The organism is Streptomyces sp. NPDC025806 (genome assembly GCF_055558275.1).
Window position 1 is genome coordinate 334,198 of the sequence record NZ_JBVHMU010000007.1, and the last position, 14,548, is coordinate 348,745.

Below are 14,548 nucleotides of genomic sequence, written 5' to 3' on the forward strand. Positions count from 1 at the left end.
CAGGTGGGCCGGTCGAGCCTCGCGTCCAGCGTACGGCAGGGTGCGCGGCCCCGGTCAGCCCGCGGCGTGGGGCGGGCCGGTCACGGGGCGGGCGGGGAAGAGCTGCAGACGGTGGGCCAGGGCGGCGGCCTCGCCGCGGCCGGCGACGCCGAGCTTGGCGAGGATGTTGGAGACGTGGACGCTGGCCGTCTTCGGGGAGATGAAGAGCTCCTCGGCGATCTGGCGGTTGCTGCGGCCGGCTGTGACCAGGCGCAGGACGTCACGTTCGCGGCTGGTGAGGCCGAGCTGTTCGGCGGGGTCGCCCGGGGCGGCCGGGCGGCGCGCGGTGTGGGCGGGGCTGAGGCTCAGGCGGGCGCGCTGGGCGAGGAGGGTGACGGACTCGGTGAGCGGTCGGGCGCCGAGGTGGTCGGCGACGGCCGCGACGAGGCGCAGGAGCTCGGTGGCGCGGTCGCGGTCGTCCTCGGCGGAGCTGCCGGACGAGGCGGCGGAGACGAGGAGGGACTCGGCGAGGCGGTAGCGGACGCGGGCGAGGTCGTAGGGGCGCTCGAGGGGTTCGAAGGCGGTGACGGTGGCGGACCAGTCGTCGGCGGTGTCGCGGCCTTCGGCGCGGAGCAGTTCGGCGCGGACCCACTGTTCGTGGGCCTGCCAGACGGGGACGTGGACGGCCTGGGCCTTGGCGGCGTCGCGGATGCGGGCGACGGCCTCGGTGCGCTCGGCTTCGGCGGCGGGCAGGCCCCGGGCGTCGGCCTCCGCGGCGGCGGCGGTGCGCAGCAGGGGCCAGAGGTAGCGCTGCATGGAGTGCGGGAGGCCGGCGGTGACGAGCCGGTCGAGTTCGGCGCGGGCGTCGAGGAGGCGGCCCTGGGCGACGGCGAGAGCGAGGGAGATATGGGTGAGGGGCAGCAGGTACTGCGGCATCGGATCGTGGGCGCCGTAGAGCTCACGGGCCGCGGCCAGGTGGGCGGCGGCTTCCTGGAGGGCGCCGCGGGCGAGGGCGAGGGTGGCGAGGTGGAGTCCGGCGGTGGCGCGGGGTTTGTCGCTGACGGCCATGGCGCGGGTGCGCTCGGCGGCGTCGGTGGCCTCGGTCCAGCGGCCGAGGGAGATCAGGGACTCGGCCTTGTTGGCACGGACCCAGCCCTTGGTGTCGGTGAGACCGTAGCGGCGGCACTCGGCGATGCCGAGGTCGCAGAGCCGGACGGCTTCGGCGGAGCGGCCGGAGCCTTCGAGGACGGAGGGCAGGTTCACGTTGACGTGGCGGATGCGGGCGATGAGGCCGAGTTCGGCGGAGCGCTCGCGGACGGCGTACATCTCGGTGAAGCCCTCTTCGATGTCGCCGGCGTCGACGAGGAGGCCGCCGAGGACGAGGCGGGCGTTGAGTTCGATCTCCTCGGCGCCGACCATGCGGGCGTACTCGACGGCGCGCTCGGCGGCGGCGAGGGCTTCGGCGCCGGGGCGGTGGAGCATGCCCCAGGAGGCGGCGTAGGTGAGCACCTCGGCGTGCACGGCGGACGGCGGCAGGCCGCGGACGAGCTCCTGCGCGGTGGCGATCTCGTCCCAGCCGTCGCTGCGGCCGAGGGTGGAAATGAGGCTGCTGCGCTGGATCCAGAACCAGGCGGCGCGCAGCGGGTCGCCGCCGCCCGGGGTGCGGGCGGCGTCCTCCAGGATGCGGATGGCGCGCTTGGCGATCTTGAGTGCGCGTTCGCGTTCGCCGCAGAGGCGGCCGGCGACGGCGGCCTCGGCCATGAGGTCCAGGTAGCCGAGCGGGGTCTTCGCGGGGTCGCAGCCGCAGGCGAGGTACTCGTCGACGTAGTCGGCCAGGCGCAGGCGGTCGCGGATCTCCTGGGGTGCGGAGTCCCAGAGTTCCATCGCCCGTTCCAGGAGCCGCAGTTGTTCGGCGTAGGCGTGGCGGCGCTGGGCCTCGACGGAGGCGTCGAGCACGGCGGGCAGCGCCTTGGCCGGGTCGTGCGCGTGGTACCAGTAGGCGGCCAGGCGCATCACGCGGGCGTCGGCGGGCACGAGGGCCGGTTCGGCCTCCAGGGCTTCGGCGTAGCGGCGGTTGATGCGGGAGCGCTCGCCGGGGAGCAGGTCGTCGCTGACGGCCTCGCGGACGAGGGAGTGCCGGAAGCGGTAGCCGTCGCCGTCGGGCGAGGCGGTGAGGATGTTGGCGCCGACGGCGGAGCGCAGGGCCTCGATGAGTTCGTCCTCGCCGAGCCGGGCGACGGCGGCGAGCAGCGCGTACTCGACGGTGGAGCCGCCTTCGGCGCAGATCCGGGCGATGCCCTGGGCGGGCTCGGGGAGGGACTCGACGCGGACGAGGAGGATGTCGCGCAGGGAGTCGGTGAGGCCGGTGGCGCAGCCCTGGGCGGCGGAGACGGCGAGTTCCTCGACGAAGAAGGCGTTGCCGTCGGAGCGGCGGAAGATGTCGTCGACGACCGTGCGCTGGGGTTCGTCGGCGATGATTCCGGCGATCTGGCGGGCGACCTCGGCGCGGTTGAGCCGGCCGAGTTCGACGCGGGTGACGGTGCGCAGCCGGTCGAGTTCGGCGAGCAGGGGGCGCAGCGGGTGGCGGCGGTGCACGTCGTCGGAGCGGTAGGTGGCGACGACGACGAGGCGACCGCCGCGCAGGGTGCGGAAGAGGTAGGAGAGGAGGTGCCGGGTGGAGGCGTCGGCCCAGTGCAGGTCTTCGAGGATGACGACGACGGTGCGGTCGGCGGCGACGCGTTCGAGGAGGCGGACGGTGAGTTCGAAGAGACGGGCGGTGGCCGTCTCGTCGCCGTGGCCGTCACGTCCGCGCTGGTCGGCCGCGGGTCCCCCGGCGGTGCCCGAGTCGGCCGGGCGGTCGGCCAACTCGGGGAGCACTCTGGACAGTTCGTCCTCGCGCCCCTGGGCGGCCTCGTCGACCTCGTCGGGCAGGGCACGGCGCAGCGCGCGCAGGGCGGTGGAGAACGCGGCGAAGGGCAGGCCGTCGGCGCCGATCTCGACGCAGCCGCCGGTGACGACGACGGCGCCGGTGCGGCAGGCGCCGGCAGCGAACTCCTCGACGAGCCGGGTCTTGCCGACCCCGGCCTCGCCGCCGAGCAGCAGGGCCTGGGGTTCGCCGGCGGCGGCGCGGGTCAGGGCGGTGTCGAGTGTGCCGAGTTCGTCGGCACGGCCGACGAACACCGGGCTGACGGATCGGGTCTCCACAGCGCCGAGCATCGCACACTGATCCGGGACGAGGGCAAGGGTTTTCGGACTGCCCGGCCGCTCCGCGGGCCGGGGTGCCGGGTTCATGCGGTGCGGGGTGCGCGGTGGCGGCGGGGGCTGTCGGTGCGGCCCGGGGCCTCGGTGCTCACCCGCCCTCCGGCCTCGTGGCTCCCGGAGTCGCGGGCCGCGCGCTCGGCCCGCTCGGCGCGGGCGGCCCGGGCGGCGGCGCGGGCCCTGCGGTACTCGTCGGCCTCGCGGCGGAGTTCGACGGCGCGCTGCTGGTGGATCTCGTACTCGAACACGGTGTCTCCCCGGTGCTTTCGGTGGTTTCTCGCGGAGTGCTTTCCGCGATGCCTCCACTTTCGTCGCCCAGGGGGGTGTGCCACATCGGGAGAGTGCCGCATCTGTGACGCGGCGGGGGCCTTAGGCGGCGCGCTGGGGGGAGGTGCGCGGTGCCTAAGGCCCCCTGGGAGTGCTCAGGTCAGCTCAGGCCGGGGGTGCCGAAGATCAGGTCGGTGTACTTGGCCACGGCCAGGATCAGGCCGAGCACGCCGAGGGAGACCCCGGCCCAGGCCGCGGACTTGATCCAGGCGGCCTGGGGGCGGCCGGGCGCGCCGAACGCGGGGCGGGCCAGGACGACGACGGCGACGACCAGGGCGAGGAGGGCGAAGAATCCGCCGACGGCGGCGGTGGCGTGCCAGCCGTCGGTGTAGCCCTCCTTGACCTGGGCGGCGACGCCGGGGTTCGCGTTCGTGGAGAGGTTGAGCTGGCCGGTGAGGGTCTCGCGGGCGGAGACGATCGTGCCGATCCAGCTGCCGGACAGGGAGAGGAAGCCGAGGGCGGCGGAGACGATGGCGGCGGCGCCCTGGCCGACGCCGGCCGACGCCGGGGCGGTCACGTCACCGGATTCCCCGAGCTCGTCCGCGAGCGCCTCGGCGTCCTCGGCGTCTGCGGCGTCCTCGTCACCCGTGCTCGTGCCCTCGTCCCGCGCCGCGGTCCGGGCCTCCGTCTCGGTCTCGGTCTCGACGCCGGTCTCGGCCGGGCCTTCGGCCGGGGCCTCGTTCTCGGCCGGGGTGGGGGCGGCCGGCTGCGCGTCCGCCTTGGTGTTCGCATCCGTCTTCGTAGTCATGGTGCGCACCGTACGGACGGAGTCTGAGAGGGGGCTTAACGTGCGAGGAGGGCGGCGCGGGCGCTCGGCCATTCCGGGGCGAGCAGGGACCAGATCTCCAGGTCGTGGCGGACGCCGCGCCAGGGGGCGGCCTCGCGGCGGACGCCGTCGCGGGTGAAGCCGAGGCGGCGGGCGACGTTCAGGCTCGGCACGTTCCCGGAGGCGGCGACCCATTCGACGCGGTGCATGCCGCGCCCGTCGAAGAGCCAGTCGATCATCGGGACCATGGCGCGGGTGATGAGGCCGCGCCCGGTGGCGGAGGGCTCCAGCCAGCAGCCGACCTCGGCGTTGCCGCGCTCGGCCTCGACGTTGAGGGTGAGGACGCCGCCGACGAGGGTGCCGTCGACCCAGATGCCGTGCAGGGCGCCGGTGTCGGCGGCGCGCATGTCCTCGTAGCGCTGGAGGGCGGCCCGGGAGGAGTCGACGTCGGTGGCGGTGGAGCCGAAGGGGATGAACTGGCCGATGAACTCGCGGCCCCGCTCGATGTGCGCCAGGAACTCCTCGGCACGCCAGGGCTCCAGCGGCCGCAGCCGGGCGGTCTCGTCGAGCGCGATCTCGTACATCGGTGGCCTCCGTCGCCGTCAGGGCCGGACGGATCTCCGGCCCGTGGACTCGCGGCCCGTGGTCACGAGGCCGCGTCGCTCAGCGCTTCGCCGGTTGCGGCGAGCTGTTCGGGGATCTTCGCATCTCCGGTCGGCCGGCATTCGGGCGGCTCGATGCTGAGCCGGGGCAGGATGCGGTCGAGCCAGCGGGGCAGCCACCAGTTGGCGCCGCCGAGCAGGTGCATGAGGGCGGGGACGAGGAGGGTGCGCAGGATGAACGCGTCGACGGCCACGGCGACGGCGAGCGCGATGCCGAACATCGCGATGACGCGGTCGCCGCTGAGGACGAAGGCGAGGAAGACGGAGATCATGATGACCGCGGCCGAGTTGATCACGCGGCTGGTCTCGGCGAGGCCGACGCGGACGGCCCGCCGGTTGTCGCCGGTCTCGAGCCACTCCTCGTACATCCGGCTCACGAGGAACACCTGGTAGTCCATGGAGAGCCCGAAGAGGACCGAGACCATGATCACGGGGAGGAAGGGTTCGATGGGGCCGGAGGCGCCGAGGCCGAGGAGCTCACTGCCCCAGCCCCACTGGAAGATCGCGACGACGACGCCGAAGGCGGCGGCGACGGCGGCGATGTTCATGGCGGCGGCCTTGAGCGGGATGCCGATCGAGCGGAAGGCGAGGAGGAGCAGGACGCAGCCGAGTCCGACGACGACGCCGACGAACAGGGGCAGCTTGCCGATGATGACGTCGGCGAAGTCGTCGTAGCTGGCGGTGACGCCGCCGACCTGGACGTCCAGGGTGCTGTCGGCGGTCTGCGCCTCGGGGACGACGTCGGCGCGCAGCCGGTCGACGAGGTCGCTGGTCTGCTGCGACTGCGGGGAGGAGTCGGGGACGACGGTGAGGTGCGCGGCGCTGTCGTCGGCGTTGTAGGTGATCTGCGAGACGGAGGCGACGCCGTCGGTGGTCCGCAGCTCGTGCGCGAGGTGGGTGAGCGCGGCCTTGTCCTGGGCGCCGTCGACCTCGGTGACGAGGGTGAGCGGCCCGTTCATGCCGGGGCCGAAGCCGTCGGCGAGCAGGTCGTAGGCCTGCCGGGTGGTGCTCGACCTCGGGTTGTTGCCCTGGTCGGAGGTGCCGAGGTGGAGGGAGAGGGTGGGGAGTGCGAGGACGGTGATCAGGCCGAGGGCGAGACCGCCGAGCAGTTTGGGGTGGCGCTCCACGAAGGCGGCCCAGCGGGCGGCGAGCCCGGTCGGGATCTCGGGGGCGGGGCCGTGTTCGGCGAGGCGGCGCCGTTCGCGGCGGGACAGGGCGCGCGGGCCGATGAGGGCGAGCAGGGCCGGCAGCAGGGTCACGGAGGCGGCGACGGTGAGCAGCACGGTGAGCGACGCGGCGATGGCGACGCCGTTGAGGAAGCTGAGTCGCAGGATCAGCATGCCGAGCAGGGCGATGCAGACGGTGGCGCCGGCGAAGACGACGGCGCGGCCGGTGGTGGAGACGGCCCGCTGGGCGGCCTCCGGGACGGACAGACCCTGTTTGAGGCCCTTGCGGTGGCGGGTCACGATGAACAGGGCGTAGTCGATGCCGACGCCGAGGCCGACGAGCATGCCGAGCATCGGCGCGAAGTCGGCGACGGTCATGGCGTGCCCGAGCAGCACGATGCCCGCGTAGGCGGTGCCGACGCCGACGAGGGCGGTGGCGATGGGCAGCATGGCCGCGGCCATGGAGCCGAAGGCGAGCAGCAGGACGACGGCCGCGACGACGACGCCGACGATCTCCGACACATGGGCGGAGGTGGGTTCGGTGAGGGAGACGGCGCTGCCGCCGAGTTCGACCTGGAGTCCGTCGGGCCCGTGGTGCTCGGCCGCGCGGGCGGTGTCGACGACGGCCTTCGCCTGGCTGACGGGCAGGTCGTCGGACTGCTGGTCGAAGCTGACGGTGGCGTACGCGGTGCGGCCGTCGGCGCTGATCCCGGCGGCTCCGCCGGAGTCGGCCTCGTAGGGCGAGGCGACGGCGGAGACGCCGGGCAGGTCGCCGATCTGCCTCAGCGTGTTGCTCATCGCGGTCTCGACGTCCGCGGCCCGCACGGTGGAGTCCTTGATGTGCCAGACGACGGTGTCGCTGTCGCCGCCGAGCGCCGGGAAGTTCTCGTTCAGCAGCTGGGTCGCGCGGCCGGACTCGGTGCCGGGTGCCTCGTAGTCGTTCGAGTACGCGGAACCGGCGGCGGTCGCGGCAGCGGCGGTGCCCCCGAGGGCGAGCAGCCACAGCAGGACGACCACGAGCCGATGCCGGACACACCAGCGTGCGAGTGCGGCCACGGACATGCTCCCTGGGTGATGGATGGATCTTTGACCGGGAACAGCCGCATAAGCGCCGTTTAAAGGTGAACAGCCCGCAAAGAACACATGAGCAAGGAGCAGCCACTCTTACAGGCCGAGGAGATCCTTTGTCGCTTTCGTGGGCTTACTCACAGGGATATCCCACACGCTCGGGGGTATCGGCGGGGCGTCATCCGGACACGCTGGGGCGCCCGTTCTCGATGTGGCCCATGAGGCGCCGGTGGAAGCCGTCGGCGGTGATCTCGACGTCGTACCAGCCGTGCGCGTCGGCGGTCTCGTGGACGACCGTGACGGTCCGGCCGGCCTGCACGGTGACCGTGCGCTCGCCCACGGTGAACGCCTGCGGCGTGGTGCCCGTGGCGCGCAGCCGGATCCGCAGCACGCGTGCGCGTCCGTCGACGGTCGTCGTGACGTCGGCGCCGGAGTCGGCGCGACCGCGGAACTCACGCCGGAAGCCGTTGGGCCCGGTCACCACGAAGTCGTACGCGGCGGCCCCGTCCGCGCCGACGGGCACGGTCTGCTCGCGCACGACGTCGAAGTGGAGCGGCGCCGCGGCCTCCCCGGCGTACGGGTACAGGGCGAAGTGCGCGCTGGCGCTTCCGGTGTTGCTGAGGCTCAGGGTGAGCCTGCCGTCCCGCACGCGCGCGTGGGCGTCCGGCTGGTACGGGAGGGGGCGGGAGGGCCGGGTGCCCGGCTCCTGCTCGGGCACGGCCTGCTGCGCGGGCGCGGGCGGCTGCGGGGCCCAGCGTCCGCTGAACGCGGGCACGGGTCCGGGCTGCTCGACGGACGGCTGCCGGGCGGTGCGGTGGAAGTCGAAGGCGCCGGTGAGGTCGCCGGTGACCTGGCGGCGCCAGTCGCCGATGTTGGGCTCGCGGATGCCCGTCCAGCGCTCCAGGAAGCGGACGACGGAGGTGTGGTCGAAGACCTCGGAGCAGACGTAGCCGCCGACGGTCCACGGCGAGACGACGAGCATCGGCACGCGGACGCCGAGGCCGGTGGGCAGGCCCTGCCAGTGCTCCTCGGTGACGTCCGGGCCGGGGACGGGCGGCGGCACGTGGTCGAAGAAGCCGTCGTTCTCGTCGTAGTTGATGAAGACGGCCGTCTTCTTCCACACCTCGGGGTGCGAGGCGAGCGCGTCGAGGACCTTGTAGACGATGGTCGCGCTGTGGATGGGCGAGGACACGGAGGGGTGCTCGGAGTCGACGGCGGAGGGCACCAGGTAGGAGACCCGGGACAGCGTGCCGGCGGCGACGTCGGCGGCGAAGGTGTCGGCGAGCTTCCCGGTGGGGACGCGGCGCAGGGCCCGCTCGAACAGCGAGCGCTCCTTCTTGTCGAGCGTCGCGACGCCCTTGTCCAGGGTGGCGAGGAGCGCGTCGCGCTCGGCGTCGTCCTTCGCGTCGCGCACCTTGGCGTAGAAGGCCTCCATGAAGGTGAGCCCGGTACCGGCGAGTACCTTGCGGGCGATGGCCTTGAAGGTGGTGAAGAACTCGATCTGGTTGTCGGTGAAGTTCTCCCACTCCGTGTACGTCTGCCAGCTCACGCCCGCCTGCTCCAGGCGCTCGGCGTACGTGCCCCAGTCGTACCCGGGGTGGGTGCCCTCGTTGTAGGCGTCGTTGCCGACGGCCCGCTTGCCGTTCGCCTCGTTGCCCGTCTTGCCGCTCCACAGGTGGTTGCGGTTGGGGCTGGTGGAGCTGTGGATGGAGGAGTGGTAGGCGTCGCAGACGGTGAAGGTGTCGGCGAGCTCGTAGTGCAGCGGGATGTCCTCGCGCGTGTAGTACGCCATCGTGGCCGCGGTCTTCGCGGTGATCCAGCCGTCGTGCCAGCCCTTGTTCCAGGCCTTGGCGCCACCGCTCCAGGAGTGGTCGAGGGCGCCGATGTACTGGAGGTCCTTCTTCTGGGCCGCGGCGGCCTCGCGGACCGGGAACGGCAGGACGGTGCGCAGCGCGCCGGGCTGCTCCAGGACGCTCTTGCCGCTCGGCAGCGTGATCGCGTTGCGGTCGCCGAAGCCCCGGACGCCGCGCAGGGTGCCGAAGTAGTGGTCGAAGGACCGGTTCTCCTGCATGAGGATCACGACGTGCTCGATGGCGTCGAGTCCGCCCTGCGGCGGCGCGCCGGCCTCGGCCTGGGCGGCGAGGGCCTGTTGCAGCGACGGCGGCAGGAAGGAGCCGGCGGCGGCTGCGCCGAGCGCGCCTCCGCCGAGGGCCATGAGGCGTCTGCGCGAGAGCTCCGGGGACACGGGACCTCCGAACGTAAGGGGCCGCAATGGTCTGCGGGCGACCCATTGAGTGGTTCGGCGGGGACGCTAGCGACGCCGGATGGCGCAGGGAAGTACGAGAACAGGCCGCGGCGTAAACGTCCAACAGTCCGTCACAAAGGTCCAACTCCGGCCTCTGCGACCTTCCCCGCGAAACGGAACCTCAGCCGAGTACGGCGAGGGAGGCCCACAGCGCGAGCGTCGAGCCGAGGAGTGTCGCGGGGACGGTGAGCAGGCCGAGCCGGGTGAACTCCCCCAGCTCCGGTTCGGTCCCGTGCGCGTGCACGATGCGCCGCCACAACAGGGTCGCGAGCGAGCCCACGTACGTGAGGTTGGGGCCGACGTTGACGCCGATGAGCGCGGCGAGGACCGGCCCGGGGCCCGCGGGCGCGACGACCGGCAGCAGCGCGAGCACGGCCGGCAGGTTGTTGATGAGGTTGGCGAGCAGCGCGGCGACGCCCGCGATCGCGAGCAGCGCGACCAGGGACGTGCCGTCGGGCAGGACGTGGGCGATGGCGTCGCCGAGGCCGTTGTCGACGACGGCCTTGACGACGATGCCGAGCGCGAGGACGAAGACGCAGAACGGCAGGTTGGCGGCCGTGAGGAGTTCGCGCGGGGTGCTGCGGCGGCGGGCGAGCGAGCGCGCCCCGAGCACCGCGGCGCCCGCGAGCGCCGCCCACAGGGGCTCGGCCCCCGCGAAGGAGGCCACGGCGAACCCGGCGAGCGTCAGGCCCAGCACGACGAGCGTGAAGCGGGGGACGCCGGGCGCCTCCTCGTCCTTCGGCTCGTGGGCGTACGTGGCGAGGTCGGCGGCGAAGTACCGCCGGAACACGGCGTACTCGACGCCGATCGCGACGAGCCAGGGCAGGGTCATCAGCCCGGCGAACCGGGTGAAGGTCAGCCCGCTCGCGGTGAAGGCCAGCAGGTTGGTGAGGTTGGAGACGGGCAGCAGCAGCGACGCGGAGTTGGCGAGGTGGGCGCTCGCGTAGACGTGCGGGCGGGGGCGCGCTCCGATCCGGGCGGCTGTCGCGAACACGACCGGGGTGAGCAGCACGACCGTGGCGTCCAGGCTGAGCACGGCGGTGATGACCGCGGCGACGGCGAAGACACCGCCGAGCATGCGCGTGGGGCTGCCGTGACAGGCCCGGGCGACGGCGTCACCGGCGGCGCGGAAGAGTCCGTCGTCGGCGCAGAGCTGGGCCAGGAGCAGGATCGCGGCGAGGAAGCCGACGACGGGGAGCAGGTCCTTCGTCTCGGACCAGGCGTGCTGCGGGGTGACGGCGCCGACGGCGACGGCGACGGCCGCGGCGGGTACGGCGGCGACGGCCTCCGGCCAGGCGCGGGGTTTGACCACCGCGAACACCAGGGTGGCGGCCAGGAGGGCTACTGAGATGAGTATCAAGGTGGGTTGCCCGGTGCGGCTTCGGTGGGGGCCGGGCGTGCCCGGCCCCCACCTGCGGCTCTAGCCCTCGGTGACGCCCAGCTTCTCGAGGATCAGTTCCTTGACGCGGGCCGCGTCGGCCTGCCCTCGAGTCGCCTTCATGACGGCGCCGACGAGCGCTCCGGCCGCGGCGACCTTGCCGCCCCGGATCTTGTCCGCGACACCGGCGTTCGCGGCGATGGCCTCGTCGACGGCCGTGGACAGCGCGCCCTCGTCCGAGACGACCTTGAGGCCGCGCTTCTCGACGACCTCGTCCGGGGTGCCCTCGCCCTTGAGGACGCCCTCGATGACCTGGCGGGCCAGCTTGTCGTTGAGGTCGCCCTTGGAGACGAGCTCGGAGACCCGCGCCACCTGCTCGGGCGTGATCGCCAGCGCGGCGACCTCGACACCCTGCTCGTTGGCGCTGCGGGCCAGCTCACCCATCCACCACTTGCGGGCGGACGCCTGGTCGGCACCGGCCGCGATCGTGGCGACGATGGGGCCGAGCGCCCCTGCGTTGTTGATCGACTGCATGTCGTGGGCGGTGATGCCCCACTCCTCGATCAGCCGGTTGCGCTGCGCGAGCGGCAGCTCCGGCAGACCGGCCCGCAGTTCCTCGACCCACGCGCGCGCGGGGGCCACCGGCACCAGGTCCGGCTCGGGGAAGTAGCGGTAGTCCTCGGCGTTGTCCTTGATGCGGCCCGAGGTGGTGGAGCCGTCGTCCTCGTGGAAGTGACGGGTCTCCTGCACGATGGTGCCGCCGGAGGACAGCACCGCGGCGTGGCGCTGGATCTCGTAGCGGGCGGCGCGCTCGACGGAACGCAGGGAGTTCACGTTCTTCGTCTCGGAGCGCGTGCCGAACTTCTCGGTCCCGTGGGGACGCAGGGAGAGGTTCACGTCGCAGCGCATCTGGCCCTTGTCCATGCGCGCCTCGGACACGCCGAGGGCACGGATGACCTCGCGCAGCTCGGCGACGTACGCCTTCGCGACCTCGGGGGCCCGCTCGCCGGCGCCCTCGATCGGCTTGGTGACGATCTCGATGAGGGGGATGCCCGCGCGGTTGTAGTCGAGCAGCGAGTGGGACGCGCCGTGGATGCGGCCGGTGGCACCGCCGACGTGCGTCGACTTGCCGGTGTCCTCCTCCATGTGGGCGCGCTCGATCTCCACGCGGAAGACCTCGCCGTCCTCCAGCTGCACGTCGAGGTAGCCGTCGAAGGCGATGGGCTCGTCGTACTGGGAGGTCTGGAAGTTCTTCGGCATGTCCGGATAGAAGTAGTTCTTCCGGGCGAAGCGGCACCACTCGGCGATCTCGCAGTTGAGCGCGAGGCCGATCTTGATGGCCGACTCGACGCCGATCTCGTTGACGACCGGCAGCGCGCCGGGCAGGCCGAGACAGGTCGGGCAGGTCTGGCTGTTGGCGTCCTGCTTGAGCTCGGTGGAGCAACCGCAGAACATCTTCGTCTTGGTGCCGAGCTCGACATGGACCTCAAGGCCCATGACGGGGTCGTACGCAGCGAGGGCATCCTCGTACGCCACCAGGTCAGTCGTGACAGTCACGGTGAAACTTTCCCTCTCAGCCCAGCAGGACGTCGTCGTCGCCCAGGCGCTTGAGCTCCCGGTAGAGGATCGCCAGGCCGGTTGCGATGGCGGCGGCGGACACGGCGGCGTCGACCAGCCGCAGCATGTCGTTGTCGTTGCGGGCCAGCTTGGCCTGCTTGGCGACGCTGATCGCCCCGAAGGCGGTGCTGGCCAGCGACACGTAGACGCCGGTCTTGGACTTCTTGAAGTTCTTGGCCTTCTTTGCCATGGCACTCACAGCGACGGAGCCTCCTCGAGCAGCGGGTGGCCCCACTTTTCCACGAAGGCGGCCTCGACGGCGGCGCCCACCTTGTAGAGGCGGTCGTCCTTCATGGCGGGGGCGATGATCTGCAGGCCGACCGGCAGCCCGTCCTCGGGGGCCAGGCCGCAGGGGAGCGACATGGCGGCGTTGCCGGCCAGGTTGGTCGGGATGGTGCACAGGTCCGCGAGGTACATCGCCATCGGGTCGTCGGCGCGCTCGCCGATCGCGAAGGCGGTGGTCGGCGTCGTCGGCGAGACGATGACGTCCACCTGCTCGAACGCGGCCTCGAACTCGCGGGTGATGAGCGTACGGACCTTCTGGGCGCTGCCGTAGTACGCGTCGTAGTAGCCGCTCGACAGGGCGTACGTACCGAGGATGATGCGGCGCTTGACCTCGTCGCCGAAGCCGGCCTCGCGGGTGAGCGCGGTGACCTCCTCGGCGGAGTGCGTGCCGTCGTCGCCGACCCGCAGGCCGTAGCGCATGGCGTCGAACCGCGCGAGGTTCGAGGAGCACTCGGACGGCGCGATCAGGTAGTACGCGGACAGCGCGAGGTCGAAGGTCGGGCAGTCCAGCTCGACGATCTCCGCGCCCAGCGACTTGAGCAGCTCGACGGACTCGTCGAAGCGCTGCACGACGCCGGCCTGGTAGCCCTCGCCGCGGAACTGCTTGACGACACCGACGCGCATGCCCTGGACCGACCCGTTCCGCGCGGCCTCGACGACCGGCGGGACCGGGGCGTCGATGGACGTGGAGTCGAGCGGGTCGTGCCCGGCGATGGCCTCGTGCAGCAGCGCCGCGTCGAGGACCGTACGGGCACAGGGGCCTCCCTGGTCGAGGGAGGAGGAGAAGGCGACCATGCCGAAGCGCGAGACGCCGCCGTACGTGGGCTTGACGCCGACGGTGCCGGTGACGGCGGCGGGCTGGCGGATGGAGCCGCCGGTGTCCGTGCCGATCGCCAGCGGGGCCTCGTAGGCGGCGAGGGCCGCGGAGGAACCGCCGCCGGAGCCGCCGGGGATCTTGGTGAGGTCCCACGGGTTGCCGGTCGGGCCGTAGGCGCTGTTCTCCGTCGACGACCCCATGGCGAACTCGTCCATGTTGGTCTTGCCGAGGATGACGACGTCGGCGGCCTTCAGCTTCTTGGTGAGCGTGGCGTCGTACGGCGGGATCCAGCCCTCGAGGATCTTGGAGCCGACCGTGGTCGGGATGCCCTCGGTGGTGAAGATGTCCTTCAGCGCGAGCGGGACGCCGGCCAGCGGGCCGAGCTTCTCGCCCTTGGCGCGCTTCTCGTCGACGGCGCGGGCCTGCGCGAGGGCACCCTCACGGTCGACGTGCAGGAAGGCGTGCACCTTCTCGTCGACGGCGTCGATCCGGGCCAGGTGGGCCTCGGTGACCTCGACGGCCGTGATTTCGCCGGAGGCGATCTTCGCGGCGATCTCGGCAGCGGTGAGCTTGATGATGTTCGTGTCCGTCATGACTTCTTAGTCCTCCCCCAGGATCTGCGGCACCTTGAAACGCTGCTGCTCCTGGGCCGGGGCGCCGGAGAGCGCCTGCTCGGGGGTGAGCGACGGACGGACCTCGTCCGCGCGCATGACGTTCGTCAGCGGCAGCGGGTGGGAGGTCGGCGGGACGTCTTGGTCGGCGACCTCGCTGACGCGGGCGACCGCGCCGATGATGTCGTCGAGCTGGCCGGCGAAGTGGTCGAGCTCTTCGGGCTTCAGCTCCAGACGCGCCAGCCGGGCGAGGTGGGCGACCTCCTCGCGCGTGATGCCAGGCATGCAGCGATCCTCTGGGGTGAGAGT

The 14,548-nt window shown here is 72.5% G+C and carries 11 protein-coding genes; all 11 read right to left on the reverse strand.

Annotation, left to right across the window (positions count from 1 at the left end; all coding sequences use genetic code 11):
• Positions 1-54: 54 nt before the first annotated feature.
• Positions 55-3,195 carry a helix-turn-helix transcriptional regulator gene (locus ACZ4E1_RS19115; RefSeq protein ID WP_467540552.1) on the reverse strand — a complete coding sequence of 1,047 codons (3,141 nt, stop codon included), beginning with the start codon at positions 3,193-3,195 and terminating at the stop codon, positions 55-57.
• A 71-nt stretch (positions 3,196-3,266) separates the two neighbouring features.
• Positions 3,267-3,485, reverse strand: coding sequence for a hypothetical protein (locus tag ACZ4E1_RS19120; RefSeq protein WP_467540555.1), 219 nt, complete (start codon positions 3,483-3,485; stop codon positions 3,267-3,269).
• Positions 3,486-3,664: 179 nt separating this feature from the next.
• Complete coding sequence (locus ACZ4E1_RS19125) at positions 3,665-4,312, reverse strand: hypothetical protein (protein WP_467540557.1); 648 nt, start codon at positions 4,310-4,312, stop codon at positions 3,665-3,667.
• Positions 4,313-4,347: 35 nt separating this feature from the next.
• Positions 4,348-4,914, reverse strand: a complete 567-nt coding sequence (locus ACZ4E1_RS19130; RefSeq protein ID WP_467540559.1) for a GNAT family N-acetyltransferase — start codon at positions 4,912-4,914, stop codon at positions 4,348-4,350.
• A gap of 62 nt (positions 4,915-4,976) precedes the next feature.
• On the reverse strand, positions 4,977-7,214 hold the full coding sequence (locus ACZ4E1_RS19135) for an MMPL family transporter (protein WP_467540561.1): 2,238 nt from the start codon (positions 7,212-7,214) through the stop codon (positions 4,977-4,979).
• Between the two features lie 190 nt (positions 7,215-7,404).
• Positions 7,405-9,471 (reverse strand): phosphocholine-specific phospholipase C, encoded by a 2,067-nt coding sequence (locus ACZ4E1_RS19140; RefSeq protein WP_467540563.1) that lies wholly within the window; start codon positions 9,469-9,471, stop codon positions 7,405-7,407.
• Between the two features lie 181 nt (positions 9,472-9,652).
• On the reverse strand, positions 9,653-10,891 hold the full coding sequence (locus ACZ4E1_RS19145) for an SLC13 family permease (RefSeq protein ID WP_467540565.1): 1,239 nt from the start codon (positions 10,889-10,891) through the stop codon (positions 9,653-9,655).
• Positions 10,892-10,951: 60 nt separating this feature from the next.
• Positions 10,952-12,466, reverse strand: a complete 1,515-nt coding sequence (gatB, locus tag ACZ4E1_RS19150) for an Asp-tRNA(Asn)/Glu-tRNA(Gln) amidotransferase subunit GatB (RefSeq protein ID WP_467540567.1) — start codon at positions 12,464-12,466, stop codon at positions 10,952-10,954.
• 16 nt (positions 12,467-12,482) lie between these two features.
• A complete protein-coding gene (locus tag ACZ4E1_RS19155; RefSeq protein ID WP_467540715.1) occupies positions 12,483-12,716 on the reverse strand; it encodes a hypothetical protein in 234 nt (77 codons plus the stop codon).
• A 5-nt stretch (positions 12,717-12,721) separates the two neighbouring features.
• Complete coding sequence (gatA, locus tag ACZ4E1_RS19160; protein WP_467540569.1) at positions 12,722-14,221, reverse strand: Asp-tRNA(Asn)/Glu-tRNA(Gln) amidotransferase subunit GatA; 1,500 nt, start codon at positions 14,219-14,221, stop codon at positions 12,722-12,724.
• A 6-nt stretch (positions 14,222-14,227) separates the two neighbouring features.
• Positions 14,228-14,524 carry an Asp-tRNA(Asn)/Glu-tRNA(Gln) amidotransferase subunit GatC gene (gene gatC / locus ACZ4E1_RS19165; RefSeq protein ID WP_018531282.1) on the reverse strand — a complete coding sequence of 99 codons (297 nt, stop codon included), beginning with the start codon at positions 14,522-14,524 and terminating at the stop codon, positions 14,228-14,230.
• Positions 14,525-14,548 lie beyond the last annotated feature (24 nt).

Bases quoted from the DNA above. Each gene is read 5' to 3' on its own strand.
- ACZ4E1_RS19115 (WP_467540552.1), bottom strand. From the start codon at position 3,195: ATGCTCGGCGCTGTGGAGACCCGATCCGTCAGCCCGGTGTTCGTCGGC.
- ACZ4E1_RS19125 (WP_467540557.1), bottom strand. From the start codon at position 4,312: ATGACTACGAAGACGGATGCGAACACCAAGGCGGACGCGCAGCCGGCC.
- ACZ4E1_RS19130 (WP_467540559.1), bottom strand. From the start codon at position 4,914: ATGTACGAGATCGCGCTCGACGAGACCGCCCGGCTGCGGCCGCTGGAG.
- ACZ4E1_RS19155 (WP_467540715.1), bottom strand. From the start codon at position 12,716: ATGGCAAAGAAGGCCAAGAACTTCAAGAAGTCCAAGACCGGCGTCTAC.
- gatA (WP_467540569.1), bottom strand. From the start codon at position 14,221: ATGACGGACACGAACATCATCAAGCTCACCGCTGCCGAGATCGCCGCG.
- gatC (WP_018531282.1), bottom strand. From the start codon at position 14,524: ATGCCTGGCATCACGCGCGAGGAGGTCGCCCACCTCGCCCGGCTGGCG.